The organism is Arthrobacter sp. K4-10C (genome assembly GCF_059090085.1).
This window is the reverse complement of sequence record NZ_JBNHFI010000005.1, coordinates 74,077-92,230: the sequence shown is the minus strand read 5'-3', so window position 1 is coordinate 92,230 and position 18,154 is coordinate 74,077. Positions and strand designations below refer to the sequence as shown.

Below are 18,154 nucleotides of genomic sequence, written 5' to 3'. Positions count from 1 at the left end.
ATGCACGAAAACGGCGATCCCGGCCCCGTTGCACTGGTGCGGTCCGCGCTGATGGCTGCCGGCGTGGGTGATACAGTCCGCCGTTTCCCGGCCGGCGTGCCCACGGCAGTGGCGGCAGCAGAAGCCCTTGGGTGCGACGTCGCGGCGATCACCAACAGCCTGGTCTTTGACCTGAACGGCGGGCCGCTGCTCATCCTGGCCAGCGGGGCGGCGCGGGTGGACACGGCCCTGGTGGCGGGTCACCTCGGCGAGGGAAGGATCCGCCGCGCCTCACCGGAGTTTGTGCTCAAGCACACGGGCCAGGCGGTGGGCGGCGTGGCACCGGTGGGCCATCCACGGAGAATCCGGACGCTCCTGGATGAGTCCCTCAGGGACCAGGACCTCCTCTGGGCCGGAGCGGGTGACCACACCACGATGTTTAGCATCACGTACGGGCAACTCCGCGATATCACCGGAGCCCGTGAACTCCGGGTCCGCTAAGCGCTAGGCCAGCGTGATCAGGTCCAGGTAGTCCTCGTTCCACAGGTCCTCCACGCCGTCAGGAAGCAGTACCACCCGCTCGGGGTTGAGGGCTTCAACGGCGCCCTCGTCGTGGCTGACGAGGACGACGGCGCCGGTGTAGTTGCGCAGAGCGCCGAGGATTTCCGCACGGCTGGCGGGGTCCAGGTTGTTGGTGGGTTCGTCGAGGAGCAGGACGTTGGCGCTGGAAGCCACAATGGTCGCCAGGGCAAGGCGGGTTTTCTCACCGCCGGAGAGCACGCCCGCGGGCTTGTCCACGTCGTCGCCGGAAAACAGGAACGAGCCCAGGATGCCGCGGACCTCGGCGTCCTTCATATCCGGTGCGGCCGAACGCATGTTTTCCAGGACCGTCCGGTCATGGTCCAGGGTTTCGTGTTCCTGGGCGTAGTATCCCACCTTGAGTCCATGACCGGGAACGATGTCACCGGTGTCGGGCTGGTCCACGCCGGCGAGCATCCGCAGGAGGGTGGTCTTGCCAGCGCCGTTGAGGCCCAGGATGACCACCTTGGAGCCGCGGTCGATGGCGAGGTCCACGTCGGTGAAGATTTCCAGCGATCCGTAGGACTTGCTGAGCCCTTCGGCCGTGAGGGGGGTCTTGCCGCACGGCGAGGGTTCCGGGAAGCGGAGTGCTGCCACGCGGTCATGCTCGCGGACTGCCTCCAGGCCGCTGAGGAGCCGCTCGGCGCGTTTGGCCATGTTCTGCGCGGCCACTGCCTTGGTGGCCTTGGCGCGCATCTTGTTGGCCTGGTCCATCAGGACCTGGGCCTTCTTTTCGGCGTTCGCGCGTTCGCGCTTGCGGGCACGCTCGTCCGTCTCGCGCTGCTGCAGGTACCGCTTCCAGCCCATGTTGTAGAAGTCGATCTGGGCGCGGTTGGCGTCCAGGTGGTACACCTTGTTGACCGTGGCCTCCAGCAGTTCGACGTCGTGGCTGATCACGATCAGGCCGCCCTGGTGGTTCTTGAGGAAGTCCCGGAGCCAGGAGATGGAGTCGGCGTCCAGGTGGTTGGTGGGCTCGTCGAGGAGCATCGTTTCGGCGCCGGAGTAGAGGATGCGGGCCAGTTCCACGCGGCGCCGCTGGCCGCCGGAGAGGGTCCTGAGCGGCTGGTTCAGTATCCGTTCGGGCAGGGCAAGGTTTGAGGAAATGGCTGCCGCCTCCGCTTCAGCGGCGTAGCCCCCGCCAGCGAGGAATTCGGCTTCGAGGCGATCGTACCGACCCATGGCCTTCCGCTGGACTTCGGCATCCTCGCTGGCCATGTCCGCCTGGGCCTTTTTGAGCTTCCCGACGACGACGTCCAGGCCACGTGCCGAGAGGATGCGGTCCCGCGCGAGCTGCTCCATGTCGGGAGTCCGCGGGTCCTGCGGCAGGTAGCCGATTTCGCCGCTGCGGGTGACCTTGCCGGCCGCGGGAAGCCCCTCCCCCGCCAGGACGCGGGTCAGGGTGGTTTTCCCGGCGCCGTTGCGGCCCACGAGGCCGACTTTGTCGCCCTTGTCGATGCGGAAGCTCACCTGGTCCATGAGGAGCCGGGCACCGGCGCGCAGTTCGAGGTCCTGGACGGTAATCACAGCAGGTAAGGCCTTTCACAAACAGGGAACGCCACAGGCCTCAGGAAGATCTGGAGGACGCGGGGCAGAATGGCCGGAGAACGGCCCGTACAAGTCTACCGCCCGGCTCAGCCGATCGGGACCTGGCCCGAAGGCCAGAGCCGTTGGGTGCGTTACAGGCCGCCAGTTCAGATTGATGAAGCAATTTCTTCGACCGCCGCCGTCAGCGCCGCCACGGATGCCGGGACGCCGTGTCCTTCGTCCTCGATGATGACGAGCCGGCTCGATTTCCAGCGGCGGTGCACCCGCCAGCCGGTGACGGCGGGGCCGCTGATGTCCCGCCGGCCGTGAATAAGGTGACAGTGGGTGACCAGGAGTGCGAACGTCATCCCCTCCCGCTCGTCGTCGCGGTCCTCGCCAACCAGCCGGCGGGCATACGCTTCGACAACTTGTTGTCACTGCCACCAAAGCGATGCCGTGAAGGTAAAGGACGGGAATACCTTCAGGACTCCCGGTGGATTCCCCATAGATCCTGGCATTGGCCACGCCCTAGGCTTCCCAACCCCGGACGTGGTGGACAAGCGCTGCCTTGGGATAGGTGCCACCGGGTGGTCCAATCTCGAAAAGGTCAATCATGAGGATGAGCGGATAAGAGGGCGCCTGGCCCAGGTGACGAATGGCCGTGCCGTTGCATCCGATCGTGGTCTCGCCTGCACCCCATATGACTGTCCAGGTATGCGGTCGTGTAGCGTCGAAGGGAAGCTCGACCTCAGTCATGTCGGACTGGAGCCCAAGGTCGCCATGGGCCTTTATGCCGGTCCGGGCAAGGGTGGCTGGACCGATCGTTGCGGCATCGATCTCAAAGATACATATTTCGCCGGCCTCAGCCTGGCTGCGGTGCTCAATGCCGACGAGCCATGCGGCGACCATGCACCCGGTATCCCGCGTCGCACTGATGGTCAGGTCAATCCGCCCGCCCGATGGCGCCCACAGCAGTTGAGCGGTTGTGGGGGTGCGCACCTGGAGTCCATCAGGGCGGTGCCGGTGAGTTCCAACTGTTGTTCCCAGTGGTCCTGAGAATGCACCCGTCTGCAGGTTCGATACGCGCAGCGGGGCATCCTCTTCGCGCCAGTCCAACTGGTCTTCCTCGATCTTCAAAGCGAGTCCGTCGGGCCGCGTCTCGTATCGGGCGGCAGACCTGTCCGGTGTAGTCCAATGCGGCAGATAGTGTGCGATCCAAAGGTCAGAGCGGGGTCCGTGTGCGAAGTCATCTTCGAAATCAGGCATTCGTGCTGGCTGCGGCGGCAGCCTTTCCCCAGCGAGAACCATGGGAACAGTATTCCGCACGCCACCGACATCTGGTCCCCGCCGCGAAGGCCGCTTACATTGCGCTGTGACTGATCACGCCTGCGTAGGCAGCACCAGCATGTAGCCAGCCGGCAGGTCGCTGCTCCAGCGCCGCGGTTCGCGTACCACGAACTGCTTTGCCAGTTGCTCGGGGGTAAGGAGGCTGTTGGGCACAGGCGACGGACCCCACTGCCCGCTGCCGTGCGGGTACAGCGGATCCTGGACGCGGATGCCGGTGACGGTGAATTCGGTGAACTGGCCGGGATCGCCCAGCGCCTCGAAACCGCTCATCACCCACGCGTGCCGGCCGCTCCACATCACCAGGCCAACGGGTCGGCCGGTTTCGGTGATGGCCCGGGCCGCAGTCTGCAGCGCATCCCCGTAGTCCGCGATGCTGACCACGGTGTACGGCCCCATGCCCACCTCGGTCAGCACCTGCGCCCAGCCCCGCGGGTTGGCACCATTGAACGAGTTGGACGACCGTGCACGTGCCATCTCCCACAGTTCCCCCTGCTGGGCAGAATCGGTCCAGGTGCCGCCACCGGTATCGTCGATAAGGTTGTGCGCGATCTGGATGCTGGCCGCGACACACCAGTCGAAGGTGTACTGCGGCACGAAGTCCCCCTCCTGGTAGAGGTTGAGGGCATACGGCTGCGGCACCGGGGGCGGCTCGGGATCCTGTGCAGGAGCGGGCGCCGGTGCCGGTTGCGTCGCAACGGTGGTCTCAGGTGGGACGGAGGAAACGGGTGCCGTTTGTGTGGCGGCAGGATCGTTGAGGCCGACGGCGGGCGCACAGGCCGTTAGGACGGTCGCCAAGGCGACGAGCCAGGCCAAAAGACGTGAATGGGCACCGGTCATGATCGCACCAGTTTAGCGCGGCGGGGCGGCCTCAGGCCTCAGAACGCGTAGCGGATCCGGCAGTACGGCACGATCTTGTCAATCAGCGCGGTCAGCTGCCGAACGTACCCGGCTTTGGCTCCTGAACGGTACCGGACGTTGCTGAAGCCGTTGGACGACACCTTCGATTCCTGAAGGTCCGGACGCCACAGCACATTCTCCGCCCGCGGATGCCACCCGAGGTTTACTTCATGGAGCCGTTCGTTGTGCGTCAGGAAGATCACTTCCGCCGCAAGCTGCGCCTTTGCGGCGTCGGAGAGGGTTGCATCAAGCTGGCGCAGCAGCTCCTCCCAGTCGCTGAGCCATGTGTCCGTGACAATAACCGGGGAAAAGTTTACGTGCACCTCGTACCCGGCATCGACGAAGTCGTTGATTGCCGCCATCCGTTCAGCCACGGGTGAAGTCCGGACGTCAACCGATTTCGCCAGGTCCGCCGGCATGAGGGAAAAGCGGATCCGCGTGTGGCCGCCATGGTCCCACCCGAGCATCGCCGGGTTCACATACTTCGTGGCGAAGGACAACTTGGCGGTTGGCAGCTCGCGGAAGAGCGACACGAGATCCTCCACGTTGTCGCTGATCAGCGCGTCAACGGAACAGTCGCTGTTTTCCCCGATGTCGTAGACCCAGAGCTGGGGGTCGCACTGGTTGGGCTCCAGCTTCATGCCCTGCCGCACGACATGCCGCTCAAGAGCACCAGCAATCTGGTCGATATTGGCGAACACCGTGACCGGGTTGCTGTACCCCTTGTGCCGGGGCACATAGCAGTAAGCGCAGGCCATGGCGCAGCCGTTCGCAGTTGAGGGCGCGATGAAATCCGCGGACCGGCCGTTCGGCTTCACGGTCAGCGCCTTCTTGACGCCAAGCACCAGCGCCTCCGTTTTGATCCGGGACCAGCGCGGCACGTTCGTTTCGTCCCCGTGCAGTTCCGGGATGTTCCAGTGGTTCTCGATAGGCACGACGTCGGCATCCGGCCAGCGTTCGACGATCTCCCTGCCCCGGGGCAGATCCAGCGCCGCAGGCTGGGCAAAGATGCGCCGGATCTGCAACAGCCGGTTGAACTCCATGGGATCCATTCTCTCAAGACGCCGAAAGCGCCGCGGCCGGTTAAGCCAAGGGCGTCCTGTTGTATCCAGCCGTCAGCACCGGCACCCGCATTTAGTGGGGCACCTACAAAATGCGGGCTGCTCCGTCCCTGTAGCGTCGGCAGTACCTTAGACTCCGCTTGTACAACCCCGACAGGACCACCATGAGCAACACCGACACTGCCATCTCAAAAATCCAGCAGGCAGGCCGCCGCCGCTGGAACGCCACAGACCTGGGCCTGATCGCCGTCTTCGCCGCCCTGGTGGCCGGCTCGGCGCTGGTTCCCGGACTGGCCGTCAACGGCTTCGGCGTCCCCATCACCTTCCAGACGCTCGCCGTCATGCTGACCGGCCTGGTGCTCGGTCCGGGGCGGGGCTTCGCCGCCGTGGGGCTCTATGTCCTCCTGGGCCTCGCGGGCCTTCCCATCTTCAGCCAGGGCCGCAGCGGCCTGGGCATCCTCGCCGGCCCGTCCGCCGGCTACATCATCGCCTTCCCCATCGCCGCAGGGATCGTGGGATGGCTGGCAACGGTGGTCATCCGCCGGACCACCAAGGCCCGGGCACTGTGGCTCTTCCTCTCCGCAACGGTCACCAGCGTGGCGGTTGTGCACTCGCTGGGCATCGCCGGCATCGTGCTGAACACCAAGGCCACTTGGGGACAGGCATTCCTCAGCGACGTGGTCTTCTACCCCGGTGACATCATCAAGAACGTCCTCGCTGCCCTCATCGCTGTTGCCCTGCACCGCGCCTTCCCGGACATCCTGGTGCGCCGGGTAAAGCGGACCAGCCAGCAGCCCGCAAACGCCTAGGGTTTCCACTCCATGCCCAACGTGACCTTTGACCAGGCCGCCGTCACCGTTCCGGTGGACCACCTCCCGGAACCAAAGGTCCTTCTGGACGGCGTGAACCTGCAGCTGACCGAACGCCGCGTAGGCGTCATCGGCGCCAACGGTTCCGGAAAGTCCACGCTCCTGCGCCTGGTCAACGGGCTCGTCCAGCCAACCGCGGGCAGCGTAACGGTCGACGGCGACGATACAGTACGTGCCGTCCGCAAAGTACGCCGCAACGTCGGGTTCGTCTTCACCGATCCGCTCTCCCAGCTGGTCATGCCCACGGGACGGGAGGACGTGGAGCTCTCCCTGCGCCGGTCCGTGAAGAACGGCGCCGACCGGCGCAGGCTGGCGGAAGGCGCCCTGGACCGGCTGGGTCTGCTGCACCTGGCGGACCAGAGCATTTACGAACTGTCCGGCGGCGAGCGGCAGCTGCTGGCCCTCGCCGCCGTCCTCGCCGTCGAGCCCGCCGTGCTGGTCCTGGATGAACCCTCCACCCTGCTGGACCTGCGCAACCGCGAACTGCTGCGCCGGACCCTGGCCGGCCTGGAGCAGCAGATCATCATGTCCACCCATGACCTAGAGCTGGCCCTGGAGATGGACCGGGTGCTCGTTGTCGACATGGGAAAAATAGTGTTCAACGGCGCCCCCGCCCAGGCCGTGGCGGCGTACCGCACCCTGTGCATGGCCGGCCTGCACACCAGGGAGCCGGGCATCCGATGAGAGGGCACGGCTTTCTGCTCGCCAACTTTGTGCCCGGGAACTCATTCATTCACCGGTCACCCCTGGCGCTGAAATTCCTCCTGGTGGTCATCTGCGGCCTGGCCACCTTCATGATCCAGGACTGGCTCGTTTCCGCCACGGTGGTCGCGGGACTCTGCGGCCTCTTCCTGCTGACCGGCGCAGGTCTGAAGCGGCTGTGGTCCACCGTCCGCCCGCTGGCGGCGGTGCTGCTGGTCATCGGCCTGTTCCAGTGGTGGCAGCTGGGCGCCCCCACGGCGGGCAGGATCGTCCTGAACATCCTGGTCTGCGTGGTGGCCGCCTCCCTGCTGACCGCCACCACGCCTGTCCAGCAGCTCCTGGACGGCGTGGTCAAGGCGGCCGGCCCCTTCAAAGGGTTCGGCGCCGACCCGGAGCGATTCGCCCTGACCATCGGCATCATGCTGCGGAGCATCCCCTATATCGCCGGCACCTTCGCCGACGTCCGGGATTCCGCCCGCGCCCGGGGCCTGGAGCGCAATCCGCGCGCCCTGGTCCTGCCCGTGTTCATTACCTCGGTGGCATTTGCCCGCCAGACGGGCGAGGCGCTCGCGGCCCGCGGCCTGGGCGAAGCCGACGACGAGACCGAAGACTGAGGCGTTTCCGCCCCTAACCGGGGCCTAGCCGTCCTGGAGCCGCCGGTACTCCAGCAGGGCAGCCGTGCCCATCCCGCCGGCACTGCTGATCATTGCCATGGCCAGGCTGCCCGCCACCCCGGCCCGGCGGGCCTGCGCCAGCAGGCGTGTCACCAGGACAGCGCCGGACGCCCCGTAGGCATGGCCCAAAGCCAGCGCACCGCCGTCGAGATTCGCCCGTTCCGGTTCAATGCCCAGCTGGTCCAGGCAGGCGAGGGTCTGCGATGCAAATGCCTCGTTGAATTCCACGAAGTCCAGCTCATCGGCAGTCCGGCCGGCCCCGGCCAAGGCGTCACGGGCGGCCGTGGCGGCCCCCACGCCCAGGATTTCCGGATGCACGCCGGCGGTTCCTGTGCCGAGCACCACCAGGCCGTCGGCGGCCCCCATTGCCCGTGCCCGCTCGAGGGACGTCATCACGACGGCGGACGCGGCGTCGGCGTCGAAGCAGGAGTTTCCGGCGGTGACGGTTCCGCCATGGACAAAGACGGCCGGGAACCGTGCCATGACCGCGGGCGTAAGGCCGCGGCGGGGGCCGTCGTCTGCCGATACAGCTCCGGAGCCGGTTTCCAAGGCGACCAGTTCGCCGTCGAGATGCCCTGCATCCGCAGCCTCAAGGGCCCGGCGGTGGCTCGTCAGGGCGAAGGCATCCTGGCGCTCCCGGCTGATCCCGAATCTTTGGGCGACCGTCTCGGCGGCCGGGCCCATGTCCGGGTCGCCGAAGCGCGCCGGCACAAACTGGGCGCGCCGGTAGAAGTCCGCACCGCCGTCGGCCGTCCGGTAGGCACGCAGGGGTGCCGTGCTGGTGCTTTCCACGCCCCCGGCCAGGAAGAGGGGGCTGCCGCCCGCCGCTGTCAGCCGGGCAGCAAGGACGATGGCATCAAGGCCTGAACCGCATTGGCGGTCAACGGTGATGCCCGGAACGCTGACCGGCAGTCCCGCCTCCAGCAGTGCCAGGCGTGCCACGTTCCCGCCGCCGCCCACCGCGTTGCCGATCACCACGTCCGCAACATCTTCGGGTTGCGTTCCGGTTTCCGCCAGCAGCTCCCGGAGGACAGGGGCCAGCAGGTGGTGCGCCCGCAACTTGCCCAGCGCCCCGTTGGCCCGGCAGACAGGAGTCCGCTTGGCGGCGATAATCACCGGCTGCCGGTCCGGCGGCAACAGCTCAGCTCCCAAGATTCCGCACCCTTTGGTCCCCCGAGTGGATCCACTCCAGCAGCAGGTTGCGGCTGATCTTGCCGGCGCCCGTCATGGGAAGCTCGGAGAGGACGTAGTAGTGGAGCGGACGCTTGTCCCGGGACAGGATGCCTTCCAGGCCCGTCCGCAGCTGCGCCGCAGTGATCCCGCCGGCGGACGGAACGATGCCCGCCACCACGCGCTGGCCGCGGAGATCGTCCGGCATGCCCGCAGCAACCGCAGCGGCCACCCCGGGCACGGCCGCGAGGGCCAGCTCCACCTCGTGTGGATAGACGTTCTTACCGGAGGTGAGGATCATGTCCGCACGCCTGCCCAGGATGTGGAGTTCCCCGGCCTCCAGGTAGCCCTGGTCCCCCACGGTGAACCAACTGCCGAAGGACCGCAGGGCCTGCCCGTCGTCCCCCCAGAGGTAGCCGTTACTGACCATCCCGCTCCGGACGCAGATGTTGCCGGATGCGCCGTCAGGCACGGGCGCCCCGGCGTCGTCGAGGATGGCTACGTCCACGCCGGGAAAGGGATGGCCGATGCCGGTTCCGCCAACGGCCGCGGTTTGGCCGGCAGGCAGCCCGGCCCCGGAGACGAAGCTCAGTTCCGAGGCGCCGTAGTACTCATAGATGGTGGCATGCGGCGCCCAGCGCCGGGCAGCTTCGAGGGTCCGGGCATCCAGCTTGGAACCGGCGCAGATGATGGTGTGGACCCCGGAGGCGTCCACGCACCCGGTGAGGCCGCGTTCGCTGAGCATCCGCAGCATGGTGGGCACCAGGACCAGGCGGGTGACGCGGTCGTGGGTGATCGCCGAGTGGACGTCCCCGACGTCGAAATGCTCGAGCGTCTGGAACTCCGACCCGGCGTAGAGGCATTCGGACAGGGCGTACAGGTTCAGGCTCGCCGCCAGCGGTCCGGGGGCCAGCGTGACATCGTCCTGCCGCAGGCCGAAGAATTCGATCGAGGCGTCAAAGGACTCCTGCCAGGAGCGCCGGGACCTCGTGAACGCCCTGGGCACGGACGTGGTGCCGGACGTCAGTCCAATCAGGAAGGTGCTCTCCGCCGGCCCGTCGCCGAGTTCGTCGTCCGGTGACACCATTCCAGGCAATGCCGAGGCGTCGATGCGGCGGACGATGTCTTGCTGCAAGTGCGGGTGCCAGGCGGGGTCCAGGACCGCGCACTGGCGCCCGCCTGCCACCGCTGCTGCGAAGTCGACGGCGAAATCGACGGAGTTGGCCTGGCACAGTGTGGTGACCGCCTTCGTTTCGGCAACCCGTGCGGCCGCGGCATCCCGAAGTTCAGCCCAGGACAGGCGGCGGCCCGCGACCACGACGGCGGTGTCGTTGGGCCGTTCACCGGCCCATCGCTGGATTCTGTTGAGGAAAGGCATCGGATCAACTTTACCGGCCTGCACGGATTGACTTCCGGGGCCAAGGGTAATGTGACTTCATGAGTTTCAACGACAATGTGCAGCTTGACCCATCGCAGGTCCAGGACCGGCGAGGCATGGGACGGGGCGCCAAGGTGGGCGGCGGTATCGGCGGCGGGCTCATCCTGCTGGTCGCTGCGCTCTTCGGCATCAATCCCCAGCTCCTCGAAGGCCTGGCGGGGGGTGCGGCGCCGGCCCCGCAAAGCCAGGGCACTGCGCCGGCGTGCCAAACAGGCGCCGACGCCGACGCGCGGGTGGACTGCCGGATCACCGGCACAGTCAACAGCCTCAACGCTTTTTGGCCCGCCTACCTGGAGCAGTACAGCGTCCGGTACCCGCAGCCGGAGACGGTGATCTTCGAGGAGGCCGTGAGCACCGGCTGCGGTACGGCATCCAGTGCCGTGGGACCCTTCTACTGCCCCGCCGACACCACCGCCTACTTCGACCCCGGGTTCTTCACGGAACTCGTCGACCGCTTTGGCTCTTCGGGCGGGCCGCTGGCCCAGGAGTATGTGGTGGCCCACGAGTTTGGCCACCACATCCAGAACGTCCTGGGCTACCTTGACCGGGCGCAGCAGGATCCGCAGGGCCCGGAGTCAGGCGCAGTCCGCGTTGAACTGCAGGCCGACTGCTATGCAGGACTGTGGGCAAAGCACGCTTCGACACAGCCGGGCCCCGACGGCCAGCCGTTCCTTGAGGCCCTCACCCAGCAGGACCTGAATGACGCGCTGTCAGCGGCTTCCGCGGTGGGCGATGACCGCATCCAGGAGGCAGCCACGGGGCGGGTCACGCCGGAGGCTTGGACCCATGGATCCAGCGAGCAGCGCCAGCGCTGGTTCTACCGCGGCTTCGAGACCGGCGACATCAACCAGTGCGACACGTTCTCGGCTCCCAGTCTTTAAATCGACGACGACGGCGGGTCACCTTCCCAGGGAAGGTGACCCGCCGTCGTCGTACTTTGGTCAGATGTTGAAGCCGAGGGCCCGCATCTGGTCCTTACCGTCGTCGGTGATCCGTTCCGGACCCCATGGCGGCATCCACACCCAGTTCAGGCGCCAGTCGTCAACAACACCGTCCAGGGCCTTGCCCACCTGCTCCTCGAGCACATCGGTGAGGGGGCAGGCGGCGGTGGTGAGCGTCATGTCGATCAGCAGCGCGCCGTCGTCATCGGAGTACTTCAGCCCGTAGAGCAGGCCAAGGTCCACCACGTTGACCCCGAGCTCGGGATCAATGACGTCCTTCAGCGCCTCTTCCACATCCTCCAGGGCCGTGCGGCCCGGCGTGATTTCGGTCATGGCAGAGTCCTAACTAGGCCTGTGCTGCTGCGGGAGCGACGACGGCGGGACCGGCGCCCTTGGCGTAGCGGTCATAGCCTTCTTCTTCCAGGCGGTCGGCCAGCTCGGGGCCGCCCTCCTCTACGACCTGGCCGTCCACGAACACGTGTACGAAGTCCGGCTTGATGTAGCGCAGGATACGCGTGTAGTGCGTGATGAGCAGGGTGCCCATGTTGCCCTGTGCGTGGGCGCGGTTGACGCCCTCGGAAACTACCTTGAGCGCGTCAACGTCCAGGCCGGAGTCGGTCTCGTCCAGGACGGCGAACTTCGGCTTGAAGAGTTCCAGCTGCAGGATCTCAACGCGCTTCTTTTCACCGCCGGAGAAGCCCTCGTTGACGTTGCGCTGGGCAAAGTCGGCGTCGATGCGGAGCTGTTCCATGGCCGCCTTGACGTCCTTGGTCCAGGTGCGCAGGGCCGGAGCCTGGCCGTCGATGGCCGTCTTGGCGGTGCGCAGGAAGTTGGTCATGGTGACGCCGGGAACCTCCACCGGGTACTGCATGGCCAGGAAGACACCGGCGCGGGCACGCTCGTCAACGCTCATCTCCAGGACGTCTTCGCCGTCGAGGGTGATGGAGCCGCTGGTCACGGTGTAGCGCGGGTGGCCTGCGATGGTGGAGGCCAGCGTGGACTTGCCGGAACCGTTTGGGCCCATGATGGCGTGGGTCTCGCCGGTCCGGATGGTCAGGCTGACGCCCTTCAGGATCTCCTTGGTGCCCTGCTCCGTCTCAATGCTGACGTGCAGGTCCTTGATCTCAAGAGTTGACATGCTCTTCTTTCTTTTCGTTCGTAAGTCTGGTGCTGCAGGGCGCTCAGTAGTTGTCTACTGCCGCGCCGTTCAAAACGTTGGTGACATCCACGTAGACGTCGTCGCCGTCGAGCTCGACGGCGAACACGGGAACTGGATCGTAGGCGGGGAGCTGGAGGGGCTGGCCGCTGCGCAGGTCGAACTGGGAGCCATGCCCCCAGCATTCGATGGCGCAGCCTTCCACGTCCCCTTCCGAGAGTGAGATGTCGGCGTGCGAACAGGTGTCCCCGATGGCGTGGATATCACCCATCGAATCCCGCACCACGGCTACCGGGTAGTCGTCGACCAGGATGCGCAGCGCCTGCTTGACCTTGATGTCGTTGGCGCTGCAAACCAGCTCGCCCTTGGGCTTCCCACTCATGCGTCCCTGCCTGTCCCTCGTCAGTTGTCTGTTGCCGTGAGTTCGCGTTCCACAGCCTCGGTCAGGCGCTCTTCGAGTGCCGGGACCTTGATCTGCTGGATGATCTCGTTCAGGAACCCGCGGACCACCAGGCGGCGGGCTACGTCTTCCGGAATGCCGCGCGCCATGAGGTAGAACAGGTGCTCGTCGTCGAAGCGGCCGGTGGCGCTGGCGTGGCCCGCGCCTTCGATCAGGCCGGTCTCGATCTCGAGGTTCGGCACGGAGTCGGCGCGGCAGCCGTCGGTCAGGACCAGGTTCTGGTTCTTCTCGTAGGAGTCGGTGCCTTCAGCCTGCTTCTGGATGAGGACGTCGCCAACCCAGACGGTGTGCGCACCCTTGCCCTGCAGCGCGCCCTTGTACAGGACGTTGGACTTGCAGTTGGCCACGTTGTGGTCCACGAAGGAACGGTGCTCCAGGTGCTGCCCGGCGTCGGCAAAGTACAGGCCGAGGAGTTCCGCCTCGGCCCCTTCGCCGGAGAACCGGACGTTGGAGTTAAGGCGGACGATCTTGCCGCCGAGGGTCACGGCGATGTGCTTGTAGACGGCGTCCTTGGCTACCTCGGCGTCGTGCTGGGCCAGGTGCTTCGCGTCGTCTTCCCACAGCTGGACGGAAACCACCGTCAGCTGGGCGCCGCCGCGGACGAAGACCTCAACGTTGCCGTTGTGGTCGGCTGAGCCGTCGTGCTCCAGGATGACCACGGCGCGGCTGTTCTCGCCGGCCTCGATCACGTGGTGGGAGTTGGAGCGGCGGCCTGCACCGTTGCCGGACAGAACCACGCGGACGGGCTCGTCCAGTTCGGCGTTGGCCGGGATCTGGATGTGCAGTGCGTCGTCCGTGTTGGCCGAAGCCACGACGGCGGCGCGGTCGGCGGGGACCAGGGTGGCGCCGCGGGGGGCCTCGCCGGCGTGCAGCGTGCGCTGGACGACGGCGGCGGGCGCCTCGATGGCGACGTTCAGGACACCGGCGTCGCTGGGTGCGTCGGAGAGGAGGTTGGCCAGTTCACGCACGGGGGTGAAGCGCCATTCCTCTTCCCGGCCGTTGGGCAGGGCGAAGTCGGCAACATCGTGGCTGGTCAGGCGCTCCGCGCGGGAGGCCATGACCTGCACGCCGTGGCTGTGGTGGCGGTCAACCTTGGCGGGAACGAGGTGTTCGCCCTCCTCGGTGAAACCTGCGATCGACGGTGCGCCGATGCGCGCCTTTTCGGTTGTAGCTTCGGCAGTCATTAACCGACGGATCCTTCCATCTGGAGTTCGATGAGGCGGTTCAGCTCGAGGGCGTATTCCATGGGGAGCTCACGGGCGATCGGCTCGATGAAGCCGCGCACGATCATGGCCATGGCCTCGTCCTCGGGCATGCCGCGGGACATGAGGTAGAACAGCTGCTCCTCGCTGACGCGGGAGACGGTTGCCTCGTGTCCCAGCTGCACATCGTCCTCGCGGATGTCGATGTACGGGTAGGTGTCAGAGCGTGAAATGGTGTCCACGAGCAGGGCATCGCAGCGCACGGTGTTGGCCGAGTGCTTGGCGCCTTCACGGACCTGCACCAGTCCGCGGTAGGCTGCACGACCGCCGCCGCGGGCCACCGACTTGGAGATGATGGAGCTCTTGGTGTTTGGCGCGATGTGCACCATCTTGGAGCCCGTGTCCTGGTGCTGGCCCTCACCGGCAAACGCGATGGAGAGGGTCTCGCCCTTGGCGTGCTCGCCCACCAGGTAGACAGCCGGGTACTTCATGGTGACCTTGGAGCCGATGTTGCCGTCGACCCACTCCATGGTGGCGCCTTCTTCGCAGATGGCGCGCTTGGTCACCAGGTTGTACACGTTGTTGGACCAGTTCTGGATGGTGGTGTACCGGACGCGCGCGCCCTTCTTGACGATGATTTCCACCACGGCGGAGTGCAGCGAGTCCGAAGTGTAAATCGGCGCCGTGCAGCCTTCGATGTAGTGGACGTAGGAGTCCTCGTCGGCGATGATCAGGGTCCGCTCGAACTGGCCCATGTTCTCGGTGTTGATGCGGAAGTACGCCTGCAGCGGGATGTCCACGTGGACGCCCTTGGGGACGTAGACGAAGGACCCGCCCGACCATACGGCGGTGTTCAGCGAGGCGAACTTGTTGTCACCCACCGGAATTACGGTGCCGAAGTACTCCTGGAAGATCTCCGGGTGCTCCTTCAGGGCGGTGTCGGTGTCCAGGAAGATGACGCCCTGGGCCTCGAGGTCCTCGCGGATCTGGTGGTAGACCACCTCGGACTCGTACTGGGCGGCAACACCGGAAACGAGGCGGCTGCGCTCGGCTTCCGGAATACCCAGCTTCTCGTACGTGTTCCGGATGTCCTCGGGCAGATCTTCCCAGGTGGCTGCCTGCTTCTCGGTGGAACGGACGAAGTACTTGATGTTGTCGAAGTCGATGCCGGACAGGTCCGCACCCCAGGTGGGCATGGGCTTGCGGTCGAAGTACTTCAGGCCCTTGAGGCGCAGGTCCAGCATCCAGTCCGGTTCGCTCTTCTTGGCCGAGATGTCACGGACTACCTCTTCGTCAAGCCCACGGCGTGCGTTGGCGCCGACGTCGTTCTTGTCAGCCCAGCCGTACTCGTAGGTGCCGATGCCATGGAGCTCGGGATTCTTCTCCAGAATTTCCGAGATCACAGTGTTTTCGGCTACCGCTTTCTCTGATAGTTGGTCCGTCATCACGGCCTTTCTTGCTGATGGTTGGTTACTTCATTCAGGCTGGCGGGGGCTGCCGGAGGCCTTGTGGGCTCCTGGACAGACGGCCTGCCTGTAGGAATATGGGTGGTGCAGACGTGCCCGCCGCGGGACAGCGTGGAGAGCCGGCGCACGTCAACGCCCACCAGCCTCGAAAACACTTCCGTTTCCACGTCGCAGAACACGGGGAACCGGGCCGCAAGCTGCTGGATCGGGCAATGGCCCTGGCACAGCTGCACGCTGGACAGCGCGGCCGGAAGCGGCGCTTTGGCTTCGATGGTTGCGGTGGACGACACGAAGTTGTCGCGGCTGAGGGCTTCGGAGAGTGCCTTGGCCCTGCTGCTGATGTCCGGACCGGCCTTTGCGATCTCCGGCGCGTACCGCCGTTCCATGTCAGCAAAACGCTCAACGGCAAATGCCCGGACGGCGTCGGGTCCGGCCACTTTCTGCAGCTGCTGAAGCGCGAGGGCGGCGATGTCGAGGTAATCGTTGCCGAGGCTCGACTGGCCTTGGGAGCTGAGGACGTACCGCCGGGCCGGACGGCCTGCGCCCGCACCTGACTTGGCAACCCTCTTGACTTCAATAACTCCCTCGCGGGACAGATGGTCCAGGTGGCGGCGCACTGCCGCCGGGGTGAATCCAAGCAGGTCGCCAAGTTCGGCGGCGCTGACAGGCCCGTGCTCCAGGACCGCCGCGAGGACGCGGTCACGGGTACGCTCATCGGCATCGGCCACCGGACCGGAAGCCGCCCGGCTCCGGTCTGCAGGAGCCTGGGAGGCCCCGTGCCCGGCAAAAGGCACAGCAGTAGCATTGCTCATGGAATACACAACACAATCATGGCGTAATTTAGTCCCCTGCTCCAGTAAGGGCAGGCTGACCTCAGCCAGCCTCCGCGCAGGGCCGCGAAAAATACTACATCACGTAGAATACTGGGGTGCGTTCCCCCCATTCCCCGGTTCTGTCCATCAACGGGCTAGTTAAGGATGTTGGTCCGCTGCCCAGCCTGGACGGAAAAATGCTCCGGGTGGTCAGCGGCATTTCGCTTATCGCAGAGCGGGGACAAGTCACTGCCCTGCTCGGCGCAAACGGCGCGGGGAAAACCACCACCCTGGAGTGTGCCCAGGGGCTGCAGAAGCGAAGCGGCGGCAGCATTTCCCTGCTCGGTCACGACCCCGCCACGGCAGGAGCTCAGCTGCGCGCCCGCGTAGGTGTCATGCTCCAGGACGGCGGGCTTCCGCCGTCGGCCCGTCCCATTCCACTGCTGCGGCACATCGCCGGACTGTACACCCGGCCCTGGCCCTTGGATGAGCTGGTTGAGCGCCTTCGAATCGACACCTTCAGCCGGACAACGGTCCGCAGGCTGTCCGGCGGGCAAAAACAGCGCCTGGCCCTTGCCGCGGCCCTGATCGGCAGGCCTGAAGTCCTCTTCCTCGACGAGCCCAGCGCGGGCCTTGATCCGCAGTCCCGGCAACTGGTGTTCGACCTGATTTCGGAGCTCCGTACCGCGGGAATGGGCATCGTCCTCACCACGCACCTGATGGACGATGCCCAGCGCCTGGCCGACTACGTCTACATCATCGACGGCGGCCGGAACGTTGCGGAGGGAACCGTTCCGGAGCTGTTGCGGCGTGATCCGGGTGTGGAGGCAGGTGCCGAGCACGTGCGGACACTGGTCTTTGAGGCACCTCCGGGCCTTGACCTTTCCGGTGTTTTCCCGGGCGGCATCGAGGTGACCGAGCCCCGGGCCGGCAGCTATTCCGTCACAGGTGGGCTGACGCCCGGCCACCTCGCTGCCCTGGCTGCATGGTGGGAAGCTCATGGCATCATGCCGGGATCGATGAGCCTGCAGGCGCGTAGCCTTGAAGACGTCTTTCTGGATATCTCGGGAAAGGACATCCGATGACCCGGATACCCGCTGCCACTGGCCTGCCCGGTGCTGCAGGGCGGCAGGAGCCTGCCCCGTTGCTGCGGCGCGTACTGCTGCAGGGCAAGTACGAGGCACTGGCCATGCTGCGGAACGGCGAACAGCTGATCCTTGCCGTTGTGCTGCCGCTGCTTGCGCTCATCGGCCTGACCGTGACCCCGTTCCTCGACGGGATGGGCGCGAGCCGGATCAACGTGGCCGTGCCCGGCATCCTCGCCCTGTGTGCAATGTCTACGGCGTTCACCGGGCAAGGCATCGCTACCGGATTCGACCGCCGCTACGGCGTCCTCCGTTTCCTGTCAACCACTCCCCTGGGCCGCGGCGGGCTCGTGGCCGGGAAGGCCCTCTCCGTCCTGGCGGTGCTGTCACTGCAGGTGGCAGTGGTCAGTGCTGTTGCCCTGGCCCTGGGCTGGCAGCCGCCGGCAACAGGGTGGCTCCCCGGGCTGGCGCTGCTGGCACTCGGCGCCGCCGCGTTCACTGCCCTTGGCCTGCTGGTGGCGGGAACGGTCAGGCCCGAGGCCACCCTTGCTATCACCAACCTGCTGTGGATCCTTCTCGGCGCCCTGGGCGGCATTGTCCTTCCGGCCGAAAAGCTCCCTGCGGGTGCCCAGCCACTAGTGGAGTTCCTTCCCTCGGGGGCACTGGGAGAATCCCTGCGCCAGGCTTTCCTTGGCGGCGTCCTGGACGTTGGCGCCGCCTTCATACTGCTGCTCTGGACCCTCATCGCCGGGGCAGCAGCCATCCGTTGGTTCAAGTGGAATTGAGATGATC

20 protein-coding genes are annotated in these 18,154 nt (G+C 66.2%); 7 read left to right on the top strand and 13 right to left on the bottom strand.

Features of this window, described 5'->3' with window-relative positions; all coding sequences use genetic code 11:
• Positions 1–480: a YbaK/EbsC family protein gene (locus AC5RUU_RS08150; RefSeq protein WP_493974702.1), complete on the top strand. Its 480-nt coding sequence runs from the start codon at positions 1–3 to the stop codon at positions 478–480.
• A 3-nt stretch (positions 481–483) separates the two neighbouring features.
• Here the strand turns inward: AC5RUU_RS08150 and AC5RUU_RS08145 are convergent, their stop codons facing one another.
• The 5 genes from AC5RUU_RS08145 to AC5RUU_RS08125 all read right to left on the bottom strand — a co-directional run bounded on the left by AC5RUU_RS08145 (position 484) and on the right by AC5RUU_RS08125 (position 5,369).
• Positions 484–2,082, bottom strand: a complete 1,599-nt coding sequence (locus AC5RUU_RS08145) for an ABC-F family ATP-binding cassette domain-containing protein (RefSeq protein ID WP_493974701.1) — start codon at positions 2,080–2,082, stop codon at positions 484–486.
• A 167-nt stretch (positions 2,083–2,249) separates the two neighbouring features.
• On the bottom strand, positions 2,250–2,450 hold the full coding sequence (locus AC5RUU_RS08140; RefSeq protein ID WP_493974700.1) for an alpha/beta fold hydrolase: 201 nt from the start codon (positions 2,448–2,450) through the stop codon (positions 2,250–2,252).
• A 160-nt stretch (positions 2,451–2,610) separates the two neighbouring features.
• The gene (locus AC5RUU_RS08135) at positions 2,611–3,219 is read right to left on the bottom strand and encodes a hypothetical protein (protein ID WP_493974699.1); all 609 of its coding nucleotides are present in this window, start codon (positions 3,217–3,219) and stop codon (positions 2,611–2,613) included.
• Between the two features lie 243 nt (positions 3,220–3,462).
• On the bottom strand, positions 3,463–4,266 hold the full coding sequence (locus tag AC5RUU_RS08130) for a hypothetical protein (RefSeq protein WP_493974698.1): 804 nt from the start codon (positions 4,264–4,266) through the stop codon (positions 3,463–3,465).
• Between the two features lie 38 nt (positions 4,267–4,304).
• Positions 4,305–5,369 (bottom strand): spore photoproduct lyase family protein, encoded by a 1,065-nt coding sequence (locus AC5RUU_RS08125; RefSeq protein WP_493974697.1) that lies wholly within the window; start codon positions 5,367–5,369, stop codon positions 4,305–4,307.
• 182 nt (positions 5,370–5,551) lie between these two features.
• Here AC5RUU_RS08125 and AC5RUU_RS08120 point away from each other — a divergent pair, with 182 nt between their 5' ends.
• The 3 genes from AC5RUU_RS08120 to AC5RUU_RS08110 are packed head-to-tail and all read left to right on the top strand — an operon-like array spanning position 5,552 to position 7,572.
• Complete coding sequence (locus AC5RUU_RS08120; protein ID WP_493974696.1) at positions 5,552–6,196, top strand: biotin transporter BioY; 645 nt, start codon at positions 5,552–5,554, stop codon at positions 6,194–6,196.
• A 12-nt stretch (positions 6,197–6,208) separates the two neighbouring features.
• Complete coding sequence (locus tag AC5RUU_RS08115; RefSeq protein ID WP_493974695.1) at positions 6,209–6,940, top strand: energy-coupling factor ABC transporter ATP-binding protein; 732 nt, start codon at positions 6,209–6,211, stop codon at positions 6,938–6,940.
• Positions 6,937–7,572, top strand: a complete 636-nt coding sequence (locus AC5RUU_RS08110) for an energy-coupling factor transporter transmembrane component T family protein (RefSeq protein ID WP_493974694.1) — start codon at positions 6,937–6,939, stop codon at positions 7,570–7,572. Before AC5RUU_RS08115 ends, AC5RUU_RS08110 begins: the two co-directional genes overlap by 4 nt.
• A gap of 24 nt (positions 7,573–7,596) precedes the next feature.
• On the opposite strand, the gene AC5RUU_RS08105 is transcribed toward AC5RUU_RS08110, so the two are convergent.
• Together AC5RUU_RS08105 and AC5RUU_RS08100 are read right to left on the bottom strand one after the other, a co-directional pair.
• Positions 7,597–8,784 carry a thiolase family protein gene (locus AC5RUU_RS08105; protein ID WP_493974693.1) on the bottom strand — a complete coding sequence of 396 codons (1,188 nt, stop codon included), beginning with the start codon at positions 8,782–8,784 and terminating at the stop codon, positions 7,597–7,599.
• Positions 8,774–10,180 carry a class I adenylate-forming enzyme family protein gene (locus AC5RUU_RS08100; protein WP_493974692.1) on the bottom strand — a complete coding sequence of 469 codons (1,407 nt, stop codon included), beginning with the start codon at positions 10,178–10,180 and terminating at the stop codon, positions 8,774–8,776. The genes AC5RUU_RS08105 and AC5RUU_RS08100 overlap by 11 nt, the downstream gene beginning before the upstream one ends.
• 59 nt (positions 10,181–10,239) lie before the next feature.
• On the opposite strand from AC5RUU_RS08100, the gene ypfJ reads away from it, so the two are divergent.
• The gene (gene ypfJ, locus AC5RUU_RS08095) at positions 10,240–11,121 is read left to right on the top strand and encodes a KPN_02809 family neutral zinc metallopeptidase (RefSeq protein WP_493974691.1); all 882 of its coding nucleotides are present in this window, start codon (positions 10,240–10,242) and stop codon (positions 11,119–11,121) included.
• Positions 11,122–11,181: 60 nt separating this feature from the next.
• Here the strand turns inward: ypfJ and AC5RUU_RS08090 are convergent, their stop codons facing one another.
• From AC5RUU_RS08090 to AC5RUU_RS08065, 6 genes are read right to left on the bottom strand one after another with little or no spacing between them, the layout of a single operon-like run.
• Positions 11,182–11,514, bottom strand: a complete 333-nt coding sequence (locus AC5RUU_RS08090; RefSeq protein WP_009357674.1) for a metal-sulfur cluster assembly factor — start codon at positions 11,512–11,514, stop codon at positions 11,182–11,184.
• Positions 11,515–11,527: 13 nt separating this feature from the next.
• Positions 11,528–12,319: a Fe-S cluster assembly ATPase SufC gene (gene sufC / locus AC5RUU_RS08085; protein ID WP_493974690.1), complete on the bottom strand. Its 792-nt coding sequence runs from the start codon at positions 12,317–12,319 to the stop codon at positions 11,528–11,530.
• 43 nt (positions 12,320–12,362) lie between these two features.
• Positions 12,363–12,719 (bottom strand): non-heme iron oxygenase ferredoxin subunit, encoded by a 357-nt coding sequence (locus AC5RUU_RS08080; RefSeq protein ID WP_493974689.1) that lies wholly within the window; start codon positions 12,717–12,719, stop codon positions 12,363–12,365.
• A 20-nt stretch (positions 12,720–12,739) separates the two neighbouring features.
• Entirely contained in the window at positions 12,740–13,981 is a 1,242-nt protein-coding gene (gene sufD, locus AC5RUU_RS08075) for a Fe-S cluster assembly protein SufD (RefSeq protein WP_493974688.1), read from the bottom strand.
• Entirely contained in the window at positions 13,981–15,444 is a 1,464-nt protein-coding gene (sufB, locus tag AC5RUU_RS08070; RefSeq protein WP_493974687.1) for a Fe-S cluster assembly protein SufB, read from the bottom strand. Before sufB ends, sufD begins: the two co-directional genes overlap by 1 nt.
• The gene (locus tag AC5RUU_RS08065; protein ID WP_493974686.1) at positions 15,444–16,277 is read right to left on the bottom strand and encodes a helix-turn-helix transcriptional regulator; all 834 of its coding nucleotides are present in this window, start codon (positions 16,275–16,277) and stop codon (positions 15,444–15,446) included. The genes sufB and AC5RUU_RS08065 overlap by 1 nt, the downstream gene beginning before the upstream one ends.
• Positions 16,278–16,393: 116 nt before the next feature.
• On the opposite strand from AC5RUU_RS08065, the gene AC5RUU_RS08060 reads away from it, so the two are divergent.
• Both AC5RUU_RS08060 and AC5RUU_RS08055 read left to right on the top strand, forming a co-directional pair.
• Entirely contained in the window at positions 16,394–17,362 is a 969-nt protein-coding gene (locus tag AC5RUU_RS08060) for an ABC transporter ATP-binding protein (protein WP_493974685.1), read from the top strand.
• A complete protein-coding gene (locus AC5RUU_RS08055) occupies positions 17,359–18,147 on the top strand; it encodes an ABC transporter permease (RefSeq protein WP_493974684.1) in 789 nt (262 codons plus the stop codon). Before AC5RUU_RS08060 ends, AC5RUU_RS08055 begins: the two co-directional genes overlap by 4 nt.
• The last annotated feature ends 7 nt before the right edge of the window (positions 18,148–18,154 follow it).

What these genes read in the sequence shown, in the direction of transcription:
- sufD (WP_493974688.1), bottom strand. Translation starts at nt 13,981, where the DNA reads ATGACTGCCGAAGCTACAACCGAAAAGGCGCGCATCGGCGCACCGTCG.
- AC5RUU_RS08150 (WP_493974702.1), top strand. Translation starts at nt 1, where the DNA reads ATGCACGAAAACGGCGATCCCGGCCCCGTTGCACTGGTGCGGTCCGCG.
- sufB (WP_493974687.1), bottom strand. Translation starts at nt 15,444, where the DNA reads ATGACGGACCAACTATCAGAGAAAGCGGTAGCCGAAAACACTGTGATC.
- AC5RUU_RS08130 (WP_493974698.1), bottom strand. Translation starts at nt 4,266, where the DNA reads ATGACCGGTGCCCATTCACGTCTTTTGGCCTGGCTCGTCGCCTTGGCG.
- AC5RUU_RS08120 (WP_493974696.1), top strand. Translation starts at nt 5,552, where the DNA reads ATGAGCAACACCGACACTGCCATCTCAAAAATCCAGCAGGCAGGCCGC.
- AC5RUU_RS08100 (WP_493974692.1), bottom strand. Translation starts at nt 10,180, where the DNA reads ATGCCTTTCCTCAACAGAATCCAGCGATGGGCCGGTGAACGGCCCAAC.
- ypfJ (WP_493974691.1), top strand. Translation starts at nt 10,240, where the DNA reads ATGAGTTTCAACGACAATGTGCAGCTTGACCCATCGCAGGTCCAGGAC.
- AC5RUU_RS08065 (WP_493974686.1), bottom strand. Translation starts at nt 16,277, where the DNA reads ATGAGCAATGCTACTGCTGTGCCTTTTGCCGGGCACGGGGCCTCCCAG.
- sufC (WP_493974690.1), bottom strand. Translation starts at nt 12,319, where the DNA reads ATGTCAACTCTTGAGATCAAGGACCTGCACGTCAGCATTGAGACGGAG.
- AC5RUU_RS08080 (WP_493974689.1), bottom strand. Translation starts at nt 12,719, where the DNA reads ATGAGTGGGAAGCCCAAGGGCGAGCTGGTTTGCAGCGCCAACGACATC.
- AC5RUU_RS08140 (WP_493974700.1), bottom strand. Translation starts at nt 2,450, where the DNA reads ATGACGTTCGCACTCCTGGTCACCCACTGTCACCTTATTCACGGCCGG.
- AC5RUU_RS08055 (WP_493974684.1), top strand. Translation starts at nt 17,359, where the DNA reads ATGACCCGGATACCCGCTGCCACTGGCCTGCCCGGTGCTGCAGGGCGG.
- AC5RUU_RS08115 (WP_493974695.1), top strand. Translation starts at nt 6,209, where the DNA reads ATGCCCAACGTGACCTTTGACCAGGCCGCCGTCACCGTTCCGGTGGAC.
- AC5RUU_RS08110 (WP_493974694.1), top strand. Translation starts at nt 6,937, where the DNA reads ATGAGAGGGCACGGCTTTCTGCTCGCCAACTTTGTGCCCGGGAACTCA.
- AC5RUU_RS08090 (WP_009357674.1), bottom strand. Translation starts at nt 11,514, where the DNA reads ATGACCGAAATCACGCCGGGCCGCACGGCCCTGGAGGATGTGGAAGAG.
- AC5RUU_RS08125 (WP_493974697.1), bottom strand. Translation starts at nt 5,369, where the DNA reads ATGGAGTTCAACCGGCTGTTGCAGATCCGGCGCATCTTTGCCCAGCCT.